The 20,533-nt window shown below is 69.8% G+C and carries 23 protein-coding genes; 15 read left to right on the top strand and 8 right to left on the bottom strand.

Features of this window, described 5'->3' with window-relative positions:
• Window positions 1–12 precede the first annotated feature (12 nt).
• Complete coding sequence (locus DFJ65_RS02095; RefSeq protein WP_115921592.1) at window positions 13–594, top strand: histidine phosphatase family protein; 582 nt, start codon at window positions 13–15, stop codon at window positions 592–594.
• Here the strand turns inward: DFJ65_RS02095 and DFJ65_RS02090 are convergent.
• The gene (locus DFJ65_RS02090; RefSeq protein ID WP_170143959.1) at window positions 584–2,143 is read right to left on the bottom strand and encodes an amidohydrolase; all 1,560 of its coding nucleotides are present in this window, start codon (window positions 2,141–2,143) and stop codon (window positions 584–586) included. The two genes, DFJ65_RS02095 and DFJ65_RS02090, sit on opposite strands and share 11 nt — an antisense overlap.
• A gap of 134 nt (window positions 2,144–2,277) precedes the next feature.
• Here DFJ65_RS02090 and DFJ65_RS02085 point away from each other — a divergent pair, with 134 nt between their 5' ends.
• The 7 genes from DFJ65_RS02085 to pucL all read left to right on the top strand — a co-directional run bounded on the left by DFJ65_RS02085 (window position 2,278) and on the right by pucL (window position 7,500).
• Window positions 2,278–2,586 (top strand): hypothetical protein, encoded by a 309-nt coding sequence (locus DFJ65_RS02085; RefSeq protein WP_147301278.1) that lies wholly within the window; start codon window positions 2,278–2,280, stop codon window positions 2,584–2,586.
• Complete coding sequence (locus DFJ65_RS17310) at window positions 2,583–2,750, top strand: hypothetical protein (protein ID WP_170143958.1); 168 nt, start codon at window positions 2,583–2,585, stop codon at window positions 2,748–2,750. The genes DFJ65_RS02085 and DFJ65_RS17310 overlap by 4 nt, the downstream gene beginning before the upstream one ends.
• Window positions 2,747–3,538: a sunset domain-containing protein gene (locus tag DFJ65_RS02080; RefSeq protein WP_115921589.1), complete on the top strand. Its 792-nt coding sequence runs from the start codon at window positions 2,747–2,749 to the stop codon at window positions 3,536–3,538. Before DFJ65_RS17310 ends, DFJ65_RS02080 begins: the two co-directional genes overlap by 4 nt.
• Window positions 3,538–4,329, top strand: a complete 792-nt coding sequence (locus DFJ65_RS02075; RefSeq protein ID WP_115921588.1) for a CPBP family intramembrane glutamic endopeptidase — start codon at window positions 3,538–3,540, stop codon at window positions 4,327–4,329. The genes DFJ65_RS02080 and DFJ65_RS02075 overlap by 1 nt, the downstream gene beginning before the upstream one ends.
• Before the next feature lie 93 nt (window positions 4,330–4,422).
• Window positions 4,423–5,958, top strand: a complete 1,536-nt coding sequence (locus tag DFJ65_RS02070; RefSeq protein WP_115921587.1) for a long-chain-fatty-acid--CoA ligase — start codon at window positions 4,423–4,425, stop codon at window positions 5,956–5,958.
• On the top strand, window positions 5,955–6,386 hold the full coding sequence (locus DFJ65_RS02065) for a MarR family winged helix-turn-helix transcriptional regulator (RefSeq protein ID WP_115921586.1): 432 nt from the start codon (window positions 5,955–5,957) through the stop codon (window positions 6,384–6,386). The genes DFJ65_RS02070 and DFJ65_RS02065 overlap by 4 nt, the downstream gene beginning before the upstream one ends.
• Window positions 6,387–6,591: 205 nt before the next feature.
• Window positions 6,592–7,500, top strand: a complete 909-nt coding sequence (pucL, locus tag DFJ65_RS02060; protein ID WP_115921585.1) for a factor-independent urate hydroxylase — start codon at window positions 6,592–6,594, stop codon at window positions 7,498–7,500.
• On the opposite strand, the gene DFJ65_RS02055 is transcribed toward pucL, so the two are convergent.
• On the bottom strand, window positions 7,493–8,830 hold the full coding sequence (locus tag DFJ65_RS02055) for a glycoside hydrolase family 15 protein (protein ID WP_115921584.1): 1,338 nt from the start codon (window positions 8,828–8,830) through the stop codon (window positions 7,493–7,495). The two genes, pucL and DFJ65_RS02055, sit on opposite strands and share 8 nt — an antisense overlap.
• Window positions 8,831–8,871: 41 nt before the next feature.
• Between DFJ65_RS02055 and DFJ65_RS02050 the strand changes: the two genes are divergently transcribed.
• Together DFJ65_RS02050 and DFJ65_RS02045 are read left to right on the top strand one after the other, a co-directional pair.
• Window positions 8,872–9,909, top strand: coding sequence for an App1 family protein phosphatidate phosphatase (locus tag DFJ65_RS02050; protein ID WP_115921583.1), 1,038 nt, complete (start codon window positions 8,872–8,874; stop codon window positions 9,907–9,909).
• On the top strand, window positions 9,902–10,768 hold the full coding sequence (locus tag DFJ65_RS02045) for an Fpg/Nei family DNA glycosylase (RefSeq protein ID WP_115921582.1): 867 nt from the start codon (window positions 9,902–9,904) through the stop codon (window positions 10,766–10,768). Before DFJ65_RS02050 ends, DFJ65_RS02045 begins: the two co-directional genes overlap by 8 nt.
• 111 nt (window positions 10,769–10,879) lie before the next feature.
• Here the strand turns inward: DFJ65_RS02045 and DFJ65_RS02040 are convergent, their stop codons facing one another.
• Window positions 10,880–11,200 (bottom strand): rhodanese-like domain-containing protein, encoded by a 321-nt coding sequence (locus DFJ65_RS02040; RefSeq protein WP_115921581.1) that lies wholly within the window; start codon window positions 11,198–11,200, stop codon window positions 10,880–10,882.
• 168 nt (window positions 11,201–11,368) lie between these two features.
• Here DFJ65_RS02040 and pdxY point away from each other — a divergent pair, with 168 nt between their 5' ends.
• Both pdxY and DFJ65_RS02030 read left to right on the top strand, forming a co-directional pair.
• Entirely contained in the window at window positions 11,369–12,220 is an 852-nt protein-coding gene (pdxY, locus tag DFJ65_RS02035; RefSeq protein WP_115924049.1) for a pyridoxal kinase PdxY, read from the top strand.
• 51 nt (window positions 12,221–12,271) lie between these two features.
• On the top strand, window positions 12,272–12,472 hold the full coding sequence (locus DFJ65_RS02030; RefSeq protein WP_342767532.1) for a GNAT family N-acetyltransferase: 201 nt from the start codon (window positions 12,272–12,274) through the stop codon (window positions 12,470–12,472).
• A gap of 178 nt (window positions 12,473–12,650) precedes the next feature.
• On the opposite strand, the gene DFJ65_RS02025 is transcribed toward DFJ65_RS02030, so the two are convergent.
• Window positions 12,651–13,694: a GNAT family N-acetyltransferase gene (locus DFJ65_RS02025; RefSeq protein ID WP_115921579.1), complete on the bottom strand. Its 1,044-nt coding sequence runs from the start codon at window positions 13,692–13,694 to the stop codon at window positions 12,651–12,653.
• Window positions 13,695–13,754: 60 nt separating this feature from the next.
• On the bottom strand, window positions 13,755–14,723 hold the full coding sequence (locus tag DFJ65_RS02020) for an esterase/lipase family protein (protein ID WP_115921578.1): 969 nt from the start codon (window positions 14,721–14,723) through the stop codon (window positions 13,755–13,757).
• 297 nt (window positions 14,724–15,020) lie between these two features.
• Between DFJ65_RS02020 and DFJ65_RS02015 the strand changes: the two genes are divergently transcribed.
• Window positions 15,021–16,226 (top strand): ATP-binding protein, encoded by a 1,206-nt coding sequence (locus tag DFJ65_RS02015; protein ID WP_115921577.1) that lies wholly within the window; start codon window positions 15,021–15,023, stop codon window positions 16,224–16,226.
• Between the two features lie 96 nt (window positions 16,227–16,322).
• On the opposite strand, the gene DFJ65_RS18415 is transcribed toward DFJ65_RS02015, so the two are convergent.
• The 3 genes from DFJ65_RS18415 to DFJ65_RS02000 all read right to left on the bottom strand — a co-directional run bounded on the left by DFJ65_RS18415 (window position 16,323) and on the right by DFJ65_RS02000 (window position 18,429).
• Entirely contained in the window at window positions 16,323–16,517 is a 195-nt protein-coding gene (locus tag DFJ65_RS18415; RefSeq protein ID WP_211308343.1) for a nickel-binding protein, read from the bottom strand.
• Window positions 16,436–17,179, bottom strand: coding sequence for a class I SAM-dependent methyltransferase (locus tag DFJ65_RS18410; protein ID WP_425453011.1), 744 nt, complete (start codon window positions 17,177–17,179; stop codon window positions 16,436–16,438). Before DFJ65_RS18410 ends, DFJ65_RS18415 begins: the two co-directional genes overlap by 82 nt.
• Window positions 17,180–17,268: 89 nt before the next feature.
• Entirely contained in the window at window positions 17,269–18,429 is a 1,161-nt protein-coding gene (locus DFJ65_RS02000; protein ID WP_115921575.1) for a glycosyltransferase, read from the bottom strand.
• Between the two features lie 79 nt (window positions 18,430–18,508).
• On the opposite strand from DFJ65_RS02000, the gene DFJ65_RS01995 reads away from it, so the two are divergent.
• On the top strand, window positions 18,509–19,066 hold the full coding sequence (locus tag DFJ65_RS01995) for an NYN domain-containing protein (RefSeq protein WP_115921574.1): 558 nt from the start codon (window positions 18,509–18,511) through the stop codon (window positions 19,064–19,066).
• Between the two features lie 362 nt (window positions 19,067–19,428).
• Window positions 19,429–20,358, top strand: coding sequence for a crotonase/enoyl-CoA hydratase family protein (locus DFJ65_RS01990; RefSeq protein WP_115921573.1), 930 nt, complete (start codon window positions 19,429–19,431; stop codon window positions 20,356–20,358).
• Window positions 20,359–20,533: the final 175 nt, after the last annotated feature.

Below are 20,533 nucleotides of genomic sequence, written 5' to 3'. Positions count from 1 at the left end.
ACGATCGTTCTCATGCCCACCGTCCACCTCGTCCGCCATGGCCGGTCGACGTGGAACGAGCAGGGGCGCATTCAGGGGCAGACGCCGCACCCGCCGCTCACCGAGCTCGGCCGCACCCAGGCGCTCGCGGCAGCGCGAACGCTGCGCGCAGCGATCGGCGCGCAGTCGGCGCAGATCGTCAGCAGCGACCTCGTGCGCGCGCAGGAGACGGCCCAGATCATCGGCGCCGCGCTCGATCTGCCGGTGCGCACCGAGGTGCGGCTGCGGGAGCAGGCCCTGGGGGAGATGGAAGGGCGGCTCGCCCGCGAACTGACCGCGCAACCCGCACCCGAAGGCGTGCCGGTCGAGGAGGTGCGCTGGGGCGGGGGCGAGAGCCTGCTCGATGTGCACCGCCGGCTGAGCGCGCTGCTGGCCGAACTGGCGACGGCGCCCGCCGACTACCTCGTGCTCGTCACCCACGGCGACACACTGCGCGTCGCCCTCGCGGTGCTCGCCGGCCGCACGCACCGACAACTCGACTGGCACCTCGCGATCGACAACGGCAGCGTGCACACCACCGAACTCGACCCCGCGGCCGCTGCGCTCAGCGGCTGAACCGCCTCTCGCCGCCGACGACCGTTGTCAGCGCCCGCGCTTCGTGTGCGCGCTCGGGCGTCGCCATGAGATCGGTGTCGACCGCGACGAAGTCGGCGAGCATGCCGGGGGTGAGCGTGCCCACGTCGTCCCAACCGGCTGCGTAGGCGGCCCCGCGCGAGTGGGCGGCCAGCGCCTCGATCATGCTCACCCGCTCGTGCGGCTGCCAGCCGCCGGCGGGAGTGCCGTCGACGCGCTGTCGGGTGACCGCCGCGTGCAGGGCGACGAACGGATTCGGGTCTTCGACGGGAGCGTCCGACCCGAACGCCAGCGGCACCCCGGCGTCGAGCGCCGACCGCCAGCCGTACGACACGATGTCGTGGCCGTCGAGCAACGCATCCACGAGCTGGAAGTCGGTGGTGCAGTGCACCGGCTGCATCGAGGCGACCACACCCAGCCGCGCCATTCGGGCCAGATCGGCCCGGCGCAGGTGCTGGGCGTGTTCGATGCGCAGCCGAAGGTCTGAGCCGGTCGCCCCGAGCACGTGCTCGTACGCGTCGAGCACCTCGGTCGCCGCACGGTCACCGATCGCGTGGGTCGCCACCGCGATGCCGGCTCGCACCGCGAGCTCGGTGTAGACCTTCAGCTGCTCCTGGGTGAGCGTCGGCACGCCATGTCCACCGTCGTGCCCGTCCTCACCGGCGAACGCCTCTGTCATGTGGCAGGTGTGCGAACCGAGCGCGCCGTCGGCGAACAGTTTCAGCGGCCCGACTCGAATCCAGTCGTCGCCTTCGCCGGTGCGGCGCCCCTGCTGCATCGCCAGCGGGAGGTCTTCGTGCCGGATCGCCTTGCTGACCCGCATCTTCAGGGCACCTTGCTCATGCAGCGCGCGCAGCGCCACATGGGCGTCCTCGTGATCGATCTCGGTGATGCCGGTCAGCCCCACCGCGAGCAGGTCGTCGATCGTCTGCGCGATCAGGCCGGGCAGGGCGTCGGCGTCGTCGATCGGCAGGTCGTCGAAGGCGGTGCAGGCCGTCTCCCGCAGCACCCCGGTGAGCTCACCGTCGGCGTCGCGCTCGAGGCGTCCGCCGGCCGGGTCGGTGGTCTCCGGGCCGTAACCCACGAGCCGCAGCGCGGCCGAGTTCGCCCACAGCGAGTGGTAGTCGGCGCTCGCCAACACCACCGGACGCGGCCCCGTCACGACGTCGAGGGTGCGCCGGTGGGGCTGCCGACCACCCCACTGGTTCGCGTCCCACGCGCCGCCCCACACCAGACCGGTGCCCGGATTCGCCGCGAGAAAGCGCGCCACCCGCTCGGCCGCTTCGAACTCGTCGGCACAGCCACGCACGTCGACCTCGGTGCGCACCCGCGCCAGCGACGCGGCATGGATGTGGGCGTCGTGCAGACCCGGCACCACGAGCGCACCCGGCAATGTCTCGATCTGCGAAACGGTCTGTGCGGCAAGGGATTCGGCGTCGCCGCTCGCGACCACGCGTCCGGCCTCGAGCAACACGCCGGTGACGAATTCGGTTCCGGTCCAGATCTTCTCGCCACGCCACAGGGTGCTCACCCGCACAATGTAGTGCGGGCCACCAACCCTGCGGACGGCGCGGGCAGGCGGCCGGCACCGGCGCCGGCGACCGTCCGGACGCTGGTTCACCGGGTAGGTTCGGGACGGCCCGATCCGAACAGGAGCAGCACGAAGTGACATCGACAACCGGCGCGCGCGTGCGCCGCACCCCGGCGCCGTGGTGGATCGCCGCGTTGTTCGGCATCCCGTTGATCTTCGGGTTCGTCGGAGCCCAGGCGAGCAAGGGTGCGATCCAGGACGACCTCACCAAACGCGCCCAGCAGGTGCTGCAGGGCGTGGGGGTCGGCGACGCCACGGTGACCTTCGACGGTCGGGACGCGACGCTGCGCACCCCCGCTGGGGCCGACGCTGCTCCGGCGCGGGACGCCATCGCGAAGATGCCCGGGGTGCGCACGGTCGACGTGCAGGGGAGCGCGCAGTGACCTGGCTGACGATCCAGACCATCGCCTGGTGCCTCGTCGGGTTCGCCGTCGGCGCGCTCGCGGCCTGGCTGCTCGCGGTGATGTTGTACCCGCACGAGAACGAGGTCGTCGCCTCCGCCGGTGAGCCCGCGGCGCCGACCGACGAGGCGGGGGAAGACGCATGACCTGGCTGTTCCCGCACGTGTGGCTGTGGGTGCTGATCAGCGCGCTGCTCGGCTTCGCGATCACCTTCTACGCGATGCTCGGGCCCACCCGCGTCGCCCGAAGTGAGCGTGCCCCGCGCGGCCCGCGTCGAACGAAGACGCCGCCCGCGGCCGAGCCGGTCGGCGAACGCGCCCGTCGCCGCGCCGCGCTCGCGCAGGAGTCGCGGCGCACGAAGGACGGCGCGGCGGTCGACGAGACGGCTGATGACGCGGCTGATGACCTGCCTGATGACACGGTCGTCGCCGACGCGGCCGACCAGAAGGCCCCGGTTGCGTCGTCCGGTGCACCCGTCGCGGTGGCCGCCGGCGGCACCCGCCGCCGGCGGCACTTCGACGTCGACGACGTCGAGGTGAGCAACTGGGAGCCGGGGCAGACCTTCACCGTTGCGCAGGCCGAGCAGGCTGAGCGGGCTGATCAGCCTGAGCCGGCCGAGCAGTCGGCGGGGGCACCGCCGTCCCGGTACGCCGCCGTACGCCCGGGCGACAGCGCCCCCCGATCCGACGAACCGCCCGCCCGGCGGTCGGCAGCACCCGACCCGGCGGTCGCGCTCTTCGGCGAGGGCGCGGCGTCCGCGAACCCCGACGGCAGCGCCCCCGAGGGCTACCCGGTGAAAGCCAGCGGGCGCACGATGACCTTCTTCCCGGCCGGCAGCCCGTCGCACGACGAGGTCGCTGCCGACGTCTGGTTCCGCGACGAGCAATCAGCTGCCGCAGCGGGATTCGCACACTGGGACGCCGACCAGCGCTGATGCGTCTGCCTGTCCGCCTGCCTGCCTACGACGTCCCGGTGACACCGCTGCGGCGGCGGTCGCTGCAGACCGAGACGGCGCTGGTGCTGCTGCTCAGCCTGGGCGCCTCGGCGATCTACTCGGTGCTGTCGATCATGCGCAGCCTGTCGACCGACGTCGCGCTCAACAAGCAGACGACCACGATGAACCGCAGCCAGGCGAGCGCGTCATGGCTCGACCTGCTCTATCAACTGGTCGGCGTCGGGCTCGGTGTCGTGCCGGTGCTGCTGGTGATCCACCTGCTGGGCCGGGAGATGAAATCGGCGACCACCTGGCTCGGGTTCGACGGACGGCGCAAAGGCCACGACCTCGCCCTCGGCGCGGTGCTGGCCGCCGGCATCGGCATTCCCGGCCTGCTGTTCTACCTGGCCACTCGAGCCCTCGGCGCCAACACCAGCCTCGCGACGTCCGGCCTCGGTGACCATTGGTGGACGCTGCCCGTGCTGGTGCTCGCCGCGATCCAGAACGGGGTGCTGGAGGAAGTCGTGATGATCGGCTACCTGTTCACCCGCTGGACCCAGGCCGGATGGTCGTGGGTGCAGGTGCTGATGACCTCGGCGGTCATCCGCGGCACCTACCACCTGTATCAGGGGTTCGGCGGGATGGTCGGCAACATCGTGATGGGGCTGGTGTTCGGACTCGTCTACCGACGCACCCGACGGGTGATGCCGTTGGTGATCGCGCACGCGATCCTCGACATCGTGGCGTTCGTCGGCTACGCGCTGCTCAAGGATCACGTCTCCTGGCTCTAGCCCGCCACGGCGACCCCTCATCCTGGGAGCCGCCTGGGAGAATTCGACAACCTACCCCTCGTCTGTACGCGGCAGTAGAACTACGCTCGGACCATGACGAATCTGGCCACCAACCTGCGCAACACTGCCACCGCGAACCCTGATCAGGTCGCCCTCCGTCTCGGCGAGCACTCGATGACCTATGCCGAGCTCGCCGACGCCGCCGGACGGGTCGCGACGATGCTCACCGAGCGTGGCGTCGGCCCCGGTGACCGCGTCGCGATGTCGCTGCCGAACGTCTTCGACTTCCCGGTGATCTTCTACGGGGCGCTGCAGGTGGGCGCGGCGGTCGTGCCGATGAACCCGCTGTTCCGTCCGCGCGAGGTCGAGTACTACCTGACCGACTCCGGTGCCTCGATCCTGTTCGGCATGGCCGGCGACGCCGCCGCAGGTGCCGAGCACGCCGACGTCCCGTTCGTCGAGGTGCCGATGCCGCAGGGTCTGCGCGCTACGGTCGCCGAGTTCGAGCCGTCGACCGAGCTGGTCGACCGCGCCGACGACGACACCGCCGTCATCCTCTACACCTCGGGCACCACCGGTCGTCCGAAGGGCGCCGAGCTGACCCACTTCTCCCTGGACAAGAACCAGGAAGTGGTCGCTCGCACGCTGATGAGCATCACGTCCGACGACATCATCATGGGCTGCCTGCCGCTCTTCCACGTCTTCGGTCTGACCTGCAGCCTCAACACCGCGGTCGCCCGCGGCGCCACGCTCGTGCTCGTGCCGCGGTTCGAGCCGAACGCCGTGCTGGAGGCGATGGAGCAGCAGCACGTCACGATCTTCGAGGGCGTGCCGACGATGTTCCAGGCGCTGCTGGCCGCCGCCGGCGACCGCGAGTTCGACCTGTCGACGCTGCGGCTGTGCGCCAGTGGCGGTTCGGCGATGCCGGTCGAGGTGATGAAGAGGTTCGAGCAGCGGTTCGGCTGCATGGTGCTCGAGGGTTACGGCCTGTCCGAGACCTCCCCGGTCGCCTCGTTCAACCACCCCGACCGCGAGCGCAAGCCGGGGTCGATCGGCACGCCGTTGGAAGGCGTCGAGATGCGGCTCGCCCAGAGCGACGGGTCAGACAGCCCCGAGGGCGAGATCGGTGAGATCGCGATCCGCGGCCACCTGCTGATGAAGGGCTACTGGAACCGTCCGGACGCCACCGCCGACGCGATCCGCGACGGCTGGTTCTTCTCCGGCGACCTCGCCCGTGTCGACGACGAGGGCTACTTCTTCATCGTCGACCGCAGCAAGGACATGATCATCCGCGGCGGTTACAACGTCTACCCGCGCGAGGTCGAGGAAGCGCTGTACGAGCACCCCGAGATCGCCGAGGTCGCCGTGATCGGTGTGCCGCACGAGCACTACGGCGAGGAGGTCGTCGCCTGCGTCGTGCGCACGCCCGGCTCGCAGCTGACCGAGGACGAGGTCAAGGACTTCGCCAAGGAGCGGGTCGCCGCCTACAAGTACCCGCGGCACGTGCGCTTCATCGACGAGCTGCCCAAGGGTGCGACCGGCAAGATCCTCAAACGTGAACTGCGCGATGCCGACGGCGCTGCCGCCGGTGCTCCGGCGGCGGCCGACACCGCGGAGGCCCAGGGGTGAGTGCACCGAGCAGCAACGAGTTGGGGGCCCAATTGCTTTCCGCGGTCGCGAAATTCAACCGGTGGGCCACCAAGCACTCCGTGCTGCCGATCTCGTCGGCACAGGCCCGGCTGCTGGGCCTGGTCGAGGCGAACGAGGACGCCCGCATCGGCGAACTCGCCGCGGCCGACCACTGCAGTCAGCCGACGATGACCGCCCAGGTGAAGAAGCTCGAGGAGCAGGGGCTGCTCGTGCGCACGCCCGACGAGGACGACGCCCGCGCCAGCCGGATCGCGCTCACCGACGCGGGGCGCGGGGTGCTGCAGGAGGTGCGGCAGGCCCGCACCGACGTGATTGCGCCGGTGTTGGCCGCGCTGTCGCCACAGGACCGCGAGGTGCTGGTGCGGGCCAACGAGCTGTTGCGGCAGATCGCGGCCGACGCCCGCTGACCGCGCCGGCCGGCCGGCCGGCCGGCCGGCCGGAGCTGACGCTCTTGGCAGCGTGGATAGGGGCGGGTGCGAACCCTTGACAGGGAACACACCCGCTCGTACCTTTTCATCAGTCGGTATTTGAATTTCGCGTAGCGAAATGTGACGTCACCCTGAAACAGCAATCGTGCCCTGGCCGCGGAGGGCGCGGCCCAAGGAGCAACCGATGAGCATCTCCCTCGGAGTCAACCAGTACGGCAAGGCGGAGAACCGCGTCGTCCGGATCTATCGCGACACCGATCGCCACTCGATCCGTGACCTCAACGTATCGACCTCGCTGCGAGGCGACTTCACCGCCGCGCACCTCGAGGGCGACCAAGCCGACGTCCTGCCGACCGACACCCAGAAGAACACCTCGTTCGCGTTCGCGAAGAAGGTCGGCGTCGAGTCGCCGGAGCAGTACGGCATCGCGCTCGGCACCCACTTCCTGACCGCCGCCCCGAAGGCGACCGGTTCGCAGATCCGCATCGAGGAGTACGCCTGGGATCGCATCCAGGTCGACGGCGAGGGGCACGACCACTCGTTCGTGCGCCGCGGCACCGAGACCCGCACCGCGATCATCACCGTCGACGGACGCGGCGACGACCAGCGGGTGTCGGTCGTCTCCGGCCTCGAGGACCTCACCGTCCTGAAGTCGACCGGCTCGGAGTTCAAGGGCTTCCTCAAGGACGAGTTCACCACGCTCGAGGAGGCCGACGACCGCATCATGGCGACCAGCCTCACCGCCCGCTGGCGCTACAACAAGACCGACGGCATCAACTTCGACGAGGTCTACGAGGACGTCAAGAAGCTCTGCCTCGCGGCGTTCGCCACCACCTACTCGCGGGCGTTGCAGGAGACGCTGCACGCGATGGGCAAGGCCGTGCTCGAGGCCCACTCGGAGATCGACGAGATCCGCTTCTCGGCTCCCAACAAGCACCACTTCCTCTACGACCTCGACCGCTTCGGCATCGAGAACAAGGGTGAGGTCTTCATTGCCGCCGATCGCCCTTACGGCCTCATCGAGGCCCAGGTCGTGCGCGACGACGCGTCCGACCCCGGCGAGGCCTGGACGGCGGTCCCCAGCTTCATCTGAGCGCGCCGCCCAGTCCCTCGACGGCGAGCAAGGTTGCCGCCGCGGTCCAGGCCAAGGGTGCGACCGCGGCGGCGTCACCGGTTTCGAGCACCTTTTCCGGGTAGGAACCGGCGACGGTGCGGTGCTTGGCCAGCCAGTCGACCAGGTCGGCGGCCCGCTGCACCTGCCCGGTGCGCGCGAACACCGCTGCCACAGTGGCGGTTTCGGGAGTCCAGCTGATGCCGTCCTGGTGCCAGGTGACGCCCGGCGCCAGGCCGCCCGCGGGCCGACCGAGGCGCGGCAGGATCTCGATGAGCCGCTGCAGCGCCGGCTCGTTGACGGCGTCGCGGAAGGGCGGCAGCAGGAAGGCCGCCCCGATGTCGGGGTCGCTGCGCCCGGGATGCCGCGGGAAGCCGTACCGGCCGTACGCCCGCTGGATCGTCCGGTCGAGCCGGGTGAGCGCGTCGGCGACGCGGTCGGCGGGCCGGCCGATGCCCGAGAGCAGCCGCACCGCCGATTCGAGTCCGGCGGCGAGCATCGCGCAGGTCGCGAGGGTGGGCGACCGTTCGCTGACCTCCCAGTAGTCGGGCGTCGCCGGCGGCAGCCCGGACGGCGTCGAAACGGCCTCGACGATGCGGTCGGTGCTGCGCTCGACGAGTTGGGCGAGGTCGGCCAACTCGCCGACACGCGAGGCCGGAAGCTGGGCGCGCACCCGGTCGCACGCCCACAGCGCCCAGCCACAGCCGTCCAGTTGGCGGGGGCGCGAGTCGGGGGAGCGGTCGGTGCCGGGCACGTATCGCGCCTCGAACCACCCGTCCGCAGCCTGGGCGGTTTGCAGGAAGCGCAACACCTTGAGCGCCGCGTCGTACTGACCGGTGAGGGCCTGGGCGACGGCGACGAACGCACAGTCGCGCGGCCAACTGAACCTCCAGTACGGCGTCCACGCCGCCACCGGGCTCGGCAGCCCGTCGGCGAGCACGTGCAGGTCGAGCAGCGCCGACCGGGCCGCGTCGGCGAAACGGGGCGCGCGCGTCCACTCCGGCGCGGCGGCCAACATCGCCCGCTCGCGGGCGAGCAGCAGCTCGACATTCGGCGCGGCCTGCACCACCCGGCTCTGCGGCACGAGCAGGCTCAACTGGTCGGGGCGGATGAGCGTGCGGTCGGTGCCGGGCTCGGGTTCGCCCTCGGGCGACGGACCCATCGCGACGGTGGCGGAATAGAGCGGCACCCGCCGCGGGTAGGTGGTGCGCGGCCAGGCCTGGTAGCCGAGCACCCCGCCGGCCCCGGCCACGGTCACGACGGACGCGGCGACGAACGTGCGCCTGCTCGGTCCTCGGCTGCCGTTCACCACGTGTTCAGCCTAGGCAGAGCGGGTCGCCTAGGCTGACACCCATGGGCCCGATGCACCCCGCCGCACGTGCCGAGGACGCCTTCAACGGCGCTCTCGCCCGCACGCTGTCCTGGCGTGGTTTCCGCACGCGGGTGCTCACCTACTCCGGCTACGGCAGCACCCGTTCGGCGCGCGCCATGGGACGCATCGTCTTGTCGCGGCCCGACGCCGCCGAGCAACCGATCGACGCGATGCACGCGACGGTGTTGCGCGGCATCCGGGTGTTCCTCGCGGCGCCGCAGACGGGACTGCCGGTCGAGATCACTTTCGGCGCGGCGACGGCGAAGGTCAGCTCCGACCGCGGCGGCTACTTCGACGTCGACCTGACCGGGCACGGGCTCGCGCCCGGCTGGCACCACGCGATCGTGCGCTGCGCGGGGGTCGAGGCGCGCGCCCCGATCCAGGTGATCGGCGACGACGTCGGCTTCGGCATCATCAGCGACATCGACGACACCTGCCTGGTCACCTCGCTTCCGCGCATGGTGCTCGCCGCCTACAACACTTTCGTTCTTCCCGAGACGGCTCGCCGCGTGGTGCCCGGCATGTCGGCGCTCTACCGGTCGCTGCTGGCGCACAATCCGGGCTCGCCGGTGATCTACCTGTCGACCGGCGCCTGGAACACCCAGCCGATCATCAACCGCTTCCTGCAGCGGCACGGCTTCCCCGGTGGCGCGCTGCTGATGACCGACTGGGGCGCCACCGAGACGGCCGCGTTCCGCAGCGGACGCGAGCACAAGCGCTCCCAATTGCGCCGTCTGGCAGCCGAACTCCCGAACATCAAGTGGTTGCTCGTGGGCGACGACGGGCAGCACGACCCGGAGATCTACGACGAGTTCGCGGCGGAGCAGCCGGGCCGGGTGCGGGCCATCGCGATCCGCCAGCTCACCGTCGCCCAGCAGGTGCTCTCGCACGGCCACCCGCTCTCGCGCGACGACGGACGCGAGTCGCCCACCTTCAAGGTGGAGGGCGCCGACGGCTACGCGTTGTTCCAACAGTTGGCCGCGCTGCGCACGCTCGACACGGGTGTGAGCCATGCCTGAGCTACCCGAGGTGGAGGCGCTCGCCGGCTTCCTGCGCACGCGGGTGAGCGGCGTGGCCGTGGCCGACGTGGAGTTGGCGTCGTTCAGTGTGTTGAAGACCTATTCGCCTGCCCCGCAGGCACTTTGCGGGCTGTTCGTCACCGACCTCCGGCGCTTCGGCAAGTGGATCGACCTCGACGTCGACGGCCTGCACCTCGTGTTCCACCTGTCTCGTGCCGGGTGGCTGCGGTGGTACGACAAGGCGCCGGCCACCCGGTTGCGGCCGGGCGGCAAGTCGCCGATCGCGCTGCGGGTGTCGTTCGACGACGGCTCCGCGTTCGACCTCACCGAGCAGGGCACCCAGAAGCGGCTCGCTGCCTACATCGTCAAAGACCCGACGACCGAGATCCCGCAGATCGCCTCGCTCGGCCCCGACCCGCTCGCCGACGACTTCACCCTGGAGAAGTTCACCGATCTGTTGCGCGGCCGCCGCGCCCAGATCAAGGGGGTGCTGCGTGACCAGTCGGTGATCGCCGGTGTGGGCAATGCCTACTCCGACGAGGTGCTGAACGTCGCGAAGCTGTCGCCCTACGCGAAGTCGGATTCGCTTGACGACGAGGCGGTTTCGCGGCTCTACACGGCGCTGCGCGAGACGTTGACGTCGGCCGTCGAAGCGTCCGCCGGCAAGCCCGCCGCCGAACTCAAGGACGCCAAGCGGGCCGGCATGCGGGTGCACGGTCGCACCGGCGAGAAGTGCCCGGAGTGCGGCGATGTGGTGCGCGAGGTGTCGTTCGCCGACCGGTCGATGCAGTACTGCGCGACCTGTCAGACCGGCGGCAAACCGCTCGCTGACCGCCGGATGTCGCGTCTGCTCAAGTAGTCGATCTGCCGGTCCGCTGATCCTTCTTCCGCAAACGCTGCGCTTACCCGCAGACGCTGCGGCTGCAACAGCAGCGGGTGCCGGCAACTGCAGCGTCTGCGGTTTCAGGACTCAGATGACCGTCGGCTCGACGTTGTGTTCGCTGACGACCGGCTTGCCCTCGAACGCCCACTGCTTCATGCCACCGGACACGTTGGCGACGTCGAAACCCTGGGCCTTGAGCCAGGCGACGGCGCGGCCCGAGCGGTTGCCCGACCGGCAGATCACCGGCAGCGGGTCGCCCTCGGGGAGCTCGTCGAGACGCTGCGGCACCTCACCGAGCGGGATGTGGACGGCGTTCGGCGCGTGGCCGGCGTCCCACTCGTCCTGCTCGCGCACGTCGAGCACGACGGCGTCGTCGGCGATGGACTTCGGCTGGAGTTCTTCGCTCATGGGGCAAGCGTAGGCAAGCGGGCCGGCGGACGGGTCCGACGGGCCGGGCGGACACCCGCGCTGCGACTCGACCGAGGGCCGCGTCAGAAGTGCCGGATTTCCGCGAACCGACCCGTTCGGGGAGGCGTGACCTGCAGCGCGGGTGTCCGCCTCACTACCATCACCGGAATGAAGATCCTGTCGATCCAGAGCTCGGTCGCCTACGGTCACGCGGGCAACTCCTCCGCCGTCTTCCCCTTGCAGCGGTTGGGGCACGAGGTCTGGCCGGTCTACACGGTGCACTTCTCCAACCACACCGGCTACGGCGAGTGGCGCGGCCCGGTGTTCGAGCCGGAGACCGTGCGCGACGTCATCACCGGCATCGAGGAGCGCGGCGTGCTGCCCGACTGCGACGCGGTGTTGTCGGGCTACATGGGTGCCGACACGATCGGCGACGTCATCCTCGACGCGGTCGCGCGGGTCAAGGAGGCCAACCCGAAGGCGATCTACTGCGCCGACCCGGTGATGGGCGATGTCGGACGCGGGTTCTTCGTGCGCCCCGGCATCCCGGAGTTCATGCGCGACAAGGTGATTGCCGCCGCCGACGTCGTCACCCCGAACCAGTGGGAGCTGCAGTACCTCACCGGCGAACGCGAGATCCACACCGTCGCCGAGTTGCTCGACGCGGCCCGCGCCATCCGCGAGCGCGGACCCGAAACCGTGCTGGTCACCTCGGTGCAGACCGACGAGACGCCGGCCGACTCGGTGCAGCTCGCCGTCGTGAACGGCGAGGGCGCGTGGATCGTCACCACGCCGCTGCTGCCGATGTACGTCGTGGGCGCGGGCGACGCGACCGCCGCGATCTTCCTGGCGCACCTGCTCACCGAGTCGGCCGACGAGGCGCTCGCGGCCACCGCCGACTCGGTCTTCGGAATCATGGAGACCACCCACAACGCGGGCACCCGCGAGATCCAGTTGGTCGGTTCGCAAGACCTCATCGCCAATCCGACAGGCCGCTTCCTGGTGAGCCGGCTCGACTGATCGCCGAGCACTGGCGCGGCCAGTCAACCGGATGCGGACGGCGACCGCGCGCTGACAGGATCGGACCATGCCCACACCGAGGCGGCGACCCGGGTGCTCGAGCACGCGTCGGCGCTGCCTCGGATCGTCGCGGTGACCCACCCGCAGAACCTCCCGTCGCAGCGGGTGACCGCACGGCTCGGGATGCGCAATGAGGGTCTGACCGATCGCTACTACAACCTCGCGATGCGGCTGTTCGTGGTGGAGCGCTGACGCCTCGATGTGGCTCGCTAGCGTTTTCTAATTGATGCGCTAGATTCTGGTAGAGGGCTGCATCGATCGCCCGCCCGGGTGGCGCGGCGCTGGCACCAAGTCGCGTCAGGAGCGAGTTACTCCGGCGTATCGGGCGATTCGACGTCGCAACCCGCGTCAGATTCGACTTCGTGCGAGGTCACGGGGTCGAAACCAGTGACCGAGCCATCGCCACGTCGTCCTCTTCGCCCCAGCTGAACCGCAACCCGCCGGCCACGCGTCCGGTCTCGACGTAGCCGAACTGCTGATAGAACCGCTCCAGCCCGGTGCCGCCGCGGTAGGAGATCTCGCAGATCTCCGCGCCGTCGCGCCGGGCGGTGCCGTGCAGCGCGCCCATCAGGATGCGTCCGTAGTTGCGGCCGCGGTCGGCGGGGTCGGTCATCACGCGCAGCAGGGTGGCGCGGTGCTCGGTCGAGAACCACGTGCCCCGCTGCACGAAACCGAACCCGAGCAGGTCGCCCACGGCGTCCGGGTCGTCCCAGGTGTCGTGGGTGGGTGCGTGCAGGCGGACGAGGGTGCTGCCGGCGGCAGCCAGGTGTCCTTCGAGCACCCGCGCCACCTCGTCCCGCGGTGCGTCGCCCTCCCAGCCGACCGCTCCACCGGCCGCGTTCACCCGGCACCACAGGTCGAGCACCTCGTCGTAGGCCTCGCCGATGCCGAGCCGCGCGGTGGGCGACTCGAAGAGCAGGTTGTCGGGAAGGTGCTCCGGGTCTTGGGGCATCCGGAATGGGCCGAGGTCTTCCATTCCGGCGCGCTCGGCGATGCGCAGGGACGGCTCGTTGGCCGGTGCGATGCGGGTGACGACCGGTCCCGCCGCATAGAACTCCTGCGCGTATGCCGTTGCCGCACAGGCAATTTCGCTGCCGAAGCCGCGGCGCCACGACTGCGGGTCGAGCCGGTAGTAGAGGTTGAGGTGCGGGTGGCTCTGGTAGTTCATCGCGCGCACCCCGCCGATGCCGACCGGCGTGCCCTCGTGCTCGGCGATCCAGTAACTGATGCCGTCGGCGTCCCACGCCTCCCGCCAGGTCTGCAGTGCCTCGACCGCGTCGTCGCGGGTGCGCGGCGCCTCCGACATGAGCTCGTACCCGGCCGGATCGGTGTGCCAGCCGATGATGCGTTCGTCGGTGACGTCGGCGTCGGTGATGGGGCGCAGCGTGAGGTGGGCGGTGTGGATCGTGGTCACCCCGACATCTAATCCGGTCGCCGTCCGAGGCGGCGACCGGATCAGTCTGCAGTCAGGGCGTCAGACGACGGGAAGGTTGGGCAGGCAGGGCACAGAGGCGTTGCCGGCGGGGTCGAGCGCCTTCTTGGTGAGCCCGATCAGGCGCCACGAGTAGATCATCGACAGGTGGTCGCTGAGGTCGACCGCGCAGCCGTCCTGCAGGGTGATGTTGTTGACCGTCGCGCCAGGTCCGGCGGTGAGGAAAGTGCGGGTGTACGGCGTGGTGACCTCGTCGTACTTCGTGCCGATCACCGTGTAGTCGACGCCGGGCACGGTGTCGCCGTTGGCGTTGAGCTCCTGCTGGAACGGCGTGTCGATGGTCTGGTCGACGGCGGCTTGGCCGAGTGCGGCCGGCGTGAGGTTGAGGATGCCGAGCTGATCGGCGAGCGTCGCCAGACCACTGAGGGTGGTGCCGTGGTTGGTCGCGCCGTACTGGATGAGGTTCTTCACCTTGTTGGCGGCGGGATTCGAGGCGTTGGCGCCGCCGTAGAACTGCAGGTAGGAGCGGGCCGCGATGCCACCCTGCGACCAGCCGACCATGTCGACCTGCGCCGCACCCGTGCTGCCGAGCACCTGGTCGACGAACTGCGAGATCTCGGCGCCGGACGGCTTGATCGCGGCAGTTGCGTAGACGCCGGGCAGTTTGCCCGCGACCGAGTCGTTCTCATCGCCGTAGTTGAGGCCGAAGACGCAGTAGCCGGCGCGCTTGAGCTCCGGCGAGATGAGCGCGAACGAGTCGTAGCGGTTGGCCCAGGTGCCGTGCACCAGCACGACCGGCCGCGGGTGCGCGGCGGACGGCTTGCAGTTCCAGTCGTTCATGCCGGGCGCTACGGCGTTGGGGGACAAGGCCGACCATGCGAGGGCGGCGGGGAAAGACAGCTGGGTCGGTCCGACCGGGTCGGTTGCTGCGTCTGCGTCTTGCGGCAGGCAGAGCGAGAGGGCGAGGGTGGCCGTGACTGTGGCACTGACGGACAGGGTGCGCTTGGACATGGCAAGACTTCCTGTTGGGCGGCAGCAGGGGGTCTGCCGGCTGCCCGGAAAGGTCTCCTACTCGCCAGTAACGTGTCAAGGCTCACATCCACGATGCGAACAAACCGGCGCATTGTAAGGGTGCACGCCGGGGACGCCTTTGGCTGGGCGGCCGGGGTGTCGCCGGCGGTCGATGTGGCTGGCTAGGCATCTATTTTCCGAATGCTAGAGAGTGCGAGATTGTCTGATCGAGACCAATCGCCTCAACTCACTAGCGAAATATCTGGCCGTCGGTAGAGATGCGCATACATTCCTCGCATGGACCCGATCCGCAACCCGTACGCACCCGGCGCCGGCCAGCGTCCGCCGGAGTTGGCCGGCCGCGACGAGCAGCTCGAGCAGTTCAAGATCGTCATTCAGCGCATCTCGCGCGGGCGCCCGGAGCGCTCGATCGTGCTCACCGGACTGCGCGGTGTCGGAAAAACGGTGTTGCTCAACGCGCTTCGTTCGGAGGCGGTGCGGGCGAAGTGGGGCACCGGCAAGTTCGAGGCACGGCCCGATCAGCGGTTGCGGCGTCCGCTGTCGAGCGCTCTGCACCAGGCGGTGCGCGAGCTCGGCCACCCGCAGAGCGACGACGTCGACCATGTGCTCGGCGTGATCAAGGCGTTCGCGCAGCGTGACGCCGCGCCGAACGCGAAGCTGCGCGACAAGTGGAACCCGGGCATCGACGCGCCGGCGGTGAGCGGTCGGGCCGACTCCGGCGACATCGAGATCGACCTCGTCGAACTTCTCTCGGACGCAGGCGGATTGGCCGCCGACATGGGGCGCGGCATCGGCATCTTCATCGACGAGATGCAAGACCTGCACCCCGAGGATGTTTCCGCCCTGTGCGCGGCGTGCCACGAGATCAGCCAGACGGGGCTGCCGGTGATCGTCGTCGGCGCGGGTCTGCCGCACCTTCCCGCCGTGCTGTCGGCGTCGAAGTCCTACTCGGAGCGGCTGTTCAAGTACGCCCGCATCGACCGGTTGCCGCGCGAGGCCGCCGAACGCGCGCTGCAGGGGCCGGCGAAGGAGGAGGATGCGGAGTTCGAGCCCGCGGCCCTCGACGCGATGTACGAGGTGACCGGCGGTTACCCGTACTTCATCCAGGCGTACGGCCAAGTGGTGTGGGAGCTCGCGCCGAAGTCGCCGATCACCGCCGCCGACGTGCACGTTGCCGCCCCGCAGGCCGAAGCCGAGCTCGCCGTCGGCTTCTTCGGGTCACGCTACGAACGCGCCACGCCGGGGGAGCGGGAGTACCTGCGTGCGATGGCCGAAGCCGGCGGCCGCCTGCCCGACGCCGAGAAGGACGACGTGGGCTCGGTGCTCACTTCCGACGTCGCCGACGTGCTCGGTCGCAAGCCCCAATCGCTTTCTCCGGCAAGGGATGCGCTGCTGAAGAAGGGTCTTGTCTACTCCAACGAGCGCGGACGCGTCGCGTTCACGGTGCCCCACTTCGGGAAGTACCTGCGTTCGGTCGGATGATGATGCGAGGGCAAGACGGCGCGCGGGCTATCGAGATCTGCGCGCGTCATGAGCTGCGCGGATCTCGATAACCCGCGCAGCTGCGCGACGGGACGATCATGCAGTGACGGTGATCTCGTGAAGCTCGTCGCACGGGTGCTCCGCGCGCTGATGAATGCGCTGCACCGCTTCTTTGCTCAGACCTTCGGACAGGCAGAAGACGTGGCCCGTCACCGGGTCAACCCGCGCCTGCTTGAAGTCGACCGACTCGTCGGCCTGGATCGCGAGATCGGCACGATGAGCCTCGAGCAAAGCTTCGGCGGCGGCCCCTGGGATGTTGGTGTGGCAGGCCGCGGCCGACGGCAGGAGTCACCTTGCGCGGCAGAGGATCTCGCCGTGCAGCAGTGAGAACCAGCCGTCTTCGGCGGCCGCCCAGCGCTGCCATCCCTGGCTGATTCGGTGCAGGTCATCGCGGGTGGCCAGGCCGGAGTCGACCACCTGGCGTGCCATCGCTGACTCGAGGATGCGGTCGGCCCACAACCCTCCCCATCATCGGCGGTCGTCGGGGTGGCGTAGCACCACGTACTCGAACCCGGTGTGACGTCGTCGAACCCCGCCTGTTGCGCCCACGACAGCAGTCGCCGACCCGCGTCGGGTTCGCCGCCGTTGGCTCGTGCCTCTGCCTGGTAGAGCTCCATCCATTCGTCGAGTTCGGGCACCCGTGGCCACCACGCGAACGCCGAGTAGTCGCTGTCGCGCACCGCCACGATGCCGCCCGGCTTGGTTACGCGCCCCATCTCTCGCAGCGCCTGCACCGAGTCGCTCACGTGCTGCAGCACCTGGTGGGCGTGCGTGACGTCGTACGTCGCGTCGGCGAAGTCGAGGGCGTGCACATCGGCCACCGCGAAGTCGATGTTGTCGGTTCCGCGTGACTCGGCGGTGTGCCGCGCCAGGTCGAGTTCAGCAGCGCCCACCTCGGTCGCCGTCACCTGCGCCACCCGGTCGGCCAGGTCGGCGGTCGGTCCCGTCCGGGCCGAGTCTCGCAGGCCTCACCTGCGGCCGGTCACCCGCACAACGCGACGAGTTCGTCCACAGCCTCGGACGGCGGGGGTAGCTCACGGACCGCCGCCGCCACCCGGCGGGCACCGTCGGTGAGCGTCGGATCGGTCATCAGTTGCCGCACCTGGCCGGCCGCGTCGGCGAGCGAGGCGATGCCCATCGGTGTCGTGAGCCCAGCCCCGACGGCGGCGACATGCTCGCCGTTCATCACCTGGTCGGACGTGAACAGCGGCACCGCCAACTGGGGCACGCCGGCGGCCAGCGCACCCATCGTCGTGCCGAACCCGCCGTGCGCCACCATCGCCGACGCGTGCGCGAGCACGTCGCCCTGCGGCAGCCAGTTGAAGACCTTGGCGTTCGCGGGCAGGGGTGCGAGCCCGGACGGGTCGACCGCGCGTCCGACCGTCATCACGACCGCCGCGTCGAGGCCGGCAAGCGCGTCGAGCGCGGCCCGGAACACGCCGGCGAACGGCGGGATCGACCCGGCCACCGAGCCGAAGGTGACGTAGACGAGCGGCCGGTCGAGGTCACCCCACTCCGGCGAGCGCTCGGCCGTGGCAGTGGGCAGCGGCTCGTGGAAGCGACGAATCGCATCCGACCCACCACCGTCCGGGAAGTCGAGCAGCTCCGGCACCACACTGAACGTCGGTTCGTCGGCGAGTGCCGTCGCGAGCCGATCGGCGTCGAGGCCGGCCAGCGTGCTCAGCTCGGACAGTGGCTCGGCGAGCAGGGCGCGAAAGTGCGACGCCATGCCGTGCATACCGATGCACATGTGTGCATGCGGAACACCCGCGCGTTCGGCCGCTGCCAACGACGCCAACTCGCCGGTCTCGCGAACCACGAGGTCGGGCCGCCACCGCTCGATGATCTCGGTGACCCCGGGCAGCCCGGCCTGTGCGGCTAGGCGACCGAACACGTCCTGGATCACGATCGTGTCGGCCTCCAGGGGAGCGACCGACGGCAGTCGGCCCATGACGGGACCGATGATCTCGCCCGGCACGTCGGCGAACGGCTCGTGCTCCAGGCCGAAGCCGGCCAGTGAGCGGGCAAACGACTGCGGCGCAGCGACCCGTGCCTCGTGGCCGAGCCCGGCGAAGGCGCGCACGAGCGGGAGCAGGGGACCGAAGTGGCCCTCGTTGGCTGTCGACGCGAAGAGCACCCGCATCCCTCAACGGTGACAGGCCGGAGGCCGACGCGGAGCCCGATTCGGAGAACCGGTGCGCGGGCACCACTAGCCTGCCTTCATGGCGGAGCAACGAACGACGTACGTGCTGGTCGACGGCGAGAACATCGACGCCACGCTGGGCAACTCGATCATGGGCCGACGGCCCCGCCCCGAGGAGCGCCCCCGCTGGGAGCGGGTGCTGGAGTTCGCGCGCGAGGAGTGGCAGCAGCCCGCCACCGGATTGTTCTTCCTCGCCGCGAACAACGAACTGCCGATGACCTTCGTGCAGGCCCTGCTGGCGATCGGTTTCCGGCCCATCGCGCTCAGCGGGTCGAGCGGGGAGAAGGTCGTCGACATCGCGATCCAGCGCACCCTCGACGAGCTACGCCACCACGACGCCGATGTGCTACTCGTCAGCAACGACGGTGACTTCGTCGAGCAGATGAGGCACCTGCTCGACGGTCGCCGGCTCGGCGTCATCGGGTTCACCGAGTTCCGCAACAACGGCTTCATCGAACTCGCCGCGCAGGGCATGGAGAGCTTCGATCTCGAGTACGACGTGCTGGCCTTCCGGGAGCGGCTGCCGCGCGTTCGGATCATCCCGATCGACGAGTTCGACCCGGCGCAGTTCCTCTGAGCGAGAACCGTTTTTACGCAGCAACCGCGATCTGCACCCTCAAGATGCGCTGAAGAATCATGGCCGGCCACTCCCGCTTCGCGGTCTCGCCGTGCTCGGCCAACCAGGCCGCGGCGCGTTCGTGGGCATGGATCGGGACGTCGAGGCGCAGACCTCGAAATCAGCCATTCACCGAACCTGGACCTGACGGGCCGAGCGGCGCCCTGGTGCGTGGGTCGAGATCACCGGAGGGCGACCGGATCACTGGGATAGCCTGCTGCACGACGCCAGGGACCAGAACCACTCGACCGTCGAAAGAGCAGACTTTCGATCACCGGCCGGCTCGGTGCACTCGCCCCTGTCCAGCGCTGAAGGAGACATCCATGGCATACGAAACCCTCGACCACACCGTCGACGACGGCGTCCTGACCATCACGCTGAACCGTCCCGAGCAGCTCAACTCGTTCACCGTGACGATGGCGCAGGAGCTCGAGCGATCATTCCGCGAGGTCAACGACGACGACTCGGTGCGCGCCGTGATCGTCACCGGTGCCGGACGCGCGTTCTGTGCGGGCATGGACCTGTCGAGCGAGGGCAACGTGTTCGGGCTCGACGAGACGAAGCAGCCGGGCCTGACCGACATGGCCGACCTCGATGCACCCGCGATCGAGCGCGTGCGCGACACCGGTGGACGCGTCACCCTCGCCATCCACGACTGCAAGAAGCCGGTGGTCGCCGCAATCAACGGCGCCGCCGTCGGCATCGGCGCGACGATGACCCTCGCGATGGACGCCCGCCTTGTGTCGACGAAGGCCCGATTCGGGCTGGTGTTCGGCCGACTCGGCATCGTGCCGGAGGCCGCATCGACGTGGTTCCTGCCGCAGATCGTCGGGCTGCCGAAGGCGATCGACCTCGCGCTCAGCGCCGAGATCCTCGACGCCGAGGCCACCGTGGCCGCCGGCCTCGCCGCGAAGGCGTACGAACCCGACGACCTGCTCGCTGCCGCCCGCGAGACCGTCGACCGCTGGACGCAGGGACGTTCCCCGGTCGCCGTGGCCCTCACCCGTCAGATGGTGCGCCGCAACAGCGCCTACGAGCACCCGGCCGACGCGCACCGTGTCGATTCGCTCGCGATGTTCCACGCGAGCATCGGCGACGGTAAGGAGGGCGTCGCGGCTTTCCTGGAGAAGCGAGCCGCACAGTTCACCGGCAAGGCCTCGCAGATGCCCGCGTTCTACGACGAGTGGATCGCCGGCGCGGCTGACCTATTCGCCTGCCGGACAACCGAACCGCCGCGGGGCGACTCAGAGTAGCCCGATGAAGCGAGCGGTCAGTCGGGCACGGTGGTCGACGGCCTCGCTGATCCGCTGGAGTTCGGCGATCCCGCCGCTGGGTGCGTCGTCGAGGGTGGTCCTCGTTCAAGTCTTGCGGCGGGTGTTCACCGGCGCAGCCGGTTCACCGATTCCGGAAAACTACATGGTTGTAGTT

It is taken from the genome of Calidifontibacter indicus (assembly GCF_003386865.1).
In the GTDB taxonomy this organism is placed as follows: domain Bacteria; phylum Actinomycetota; class Actinomycetes; order Actinomycetales; family Dermatophilaceae; genus Yimella; species Yimella indica.
The sequence above is the reverse complement of the archived record's forward strand: the minus strand, read 5'-3'. Positions and strand labels throughout refer to the sequence as shown.

Bases quoted from the DNA above. Each gene is read 5' to 3' on its own strand.
- DFJ65_RS02050 (WP_115921583.1), top strand. From the start codon at position 8,872: ATGGGCCCGATGCACCCCGCCGCACGTGCCGAGGACGCCTTCAACGGC.
- DFJ65_RS02000 (WP_115921575.1), bottom strand. From the start codon at position 18,429: ATGCGGGTGCTCTTCGCGTCGACAGCCAACGAGGGCCACTTCGGTCCC.
- pucL (WP_115921585.1), top strand. From the start codon at position 6,592: ATGAGCATCTCCCTCGGAGTCAACCAGTACGGCAAGGCGGAGAACCGC.
- DFJ65_RS02070 (WP_115921587.1), top strand. From the start codon at position 4,423: ATGACGAATCTGGCCACCAACCTGCGCAACACTGCCACCGCGAACCCT.
- DFJ65_RS02095 (WP_115921592.1), top strand. From the start codon at position 13: ATGCCCACCGTCCACCTCGTCCGCCATGGCCGGTCGACGTGGAACGAG.
- DFJ65_RS01990 (WP_115921573.1), top strand. From the start codon at position 19,429: ATGGCATACGAAACCCTCGACCACACCGTCGACGACGGCGTCCTGACC.
- DFJ65_RS01995 (WP_115921574.1), top strand. From the start codon at position 18,509: ATGGCGGAGCAACGAACGACGTACGTGCTGGTCGACGGCGAGAACATC.
- DFJ65_RS02080 (WP_115921589.1), top strand. From the start codon at position 2,747: ATGACCTGGCTGTTCCCGCACGTGTGGCTGTGGGTGCTGATCAGCGCG.
- DFJ65_RS02075 (WP_115921588.1), top strand. From the start codon at position 3,538: ATGCGTCTGCCTGTCCGCCTGCCTGCCTACGACGTCCCGGTGACACCG.
- DFJ65_RS02040 (WP_115921581.1), bottom strand. From the start codon at position 11,200: ATGAGCGAAGAACTCCAGCCGAAGTCCATCGCCGACGACGCCGTCGTG.
- DFJ65_RS02015 (WP_115921577.1), top strand. From the start codon at position 15,021: ATGGACCCGATCCGCAACCCGTACGCACCCGGCGCCGGCCAGCGTCCG.
- DFJ65_RS02045 (WP_115921582.1), top strand. From the start codon at position 9,902: ATGCCTGAGCTACCCGAGGTGGAGGCGCTCGCCGGCTTCCTGCGCACG.
- DFJ65_RS02020 (WP_115921578.1), bottom strand. From the start codon at position 14,723: ATGTCCAAGCGCACCCTGTCCGTCAGTGCCACAGTCACGGCCACCCTC.
- pdxY (WP_115924049.1), top strand. From the start codon at position 11,369: ATGAAGATCCTGTCGATCCAGAGCTCGGTCGCCTACGGTCACGCGGGC.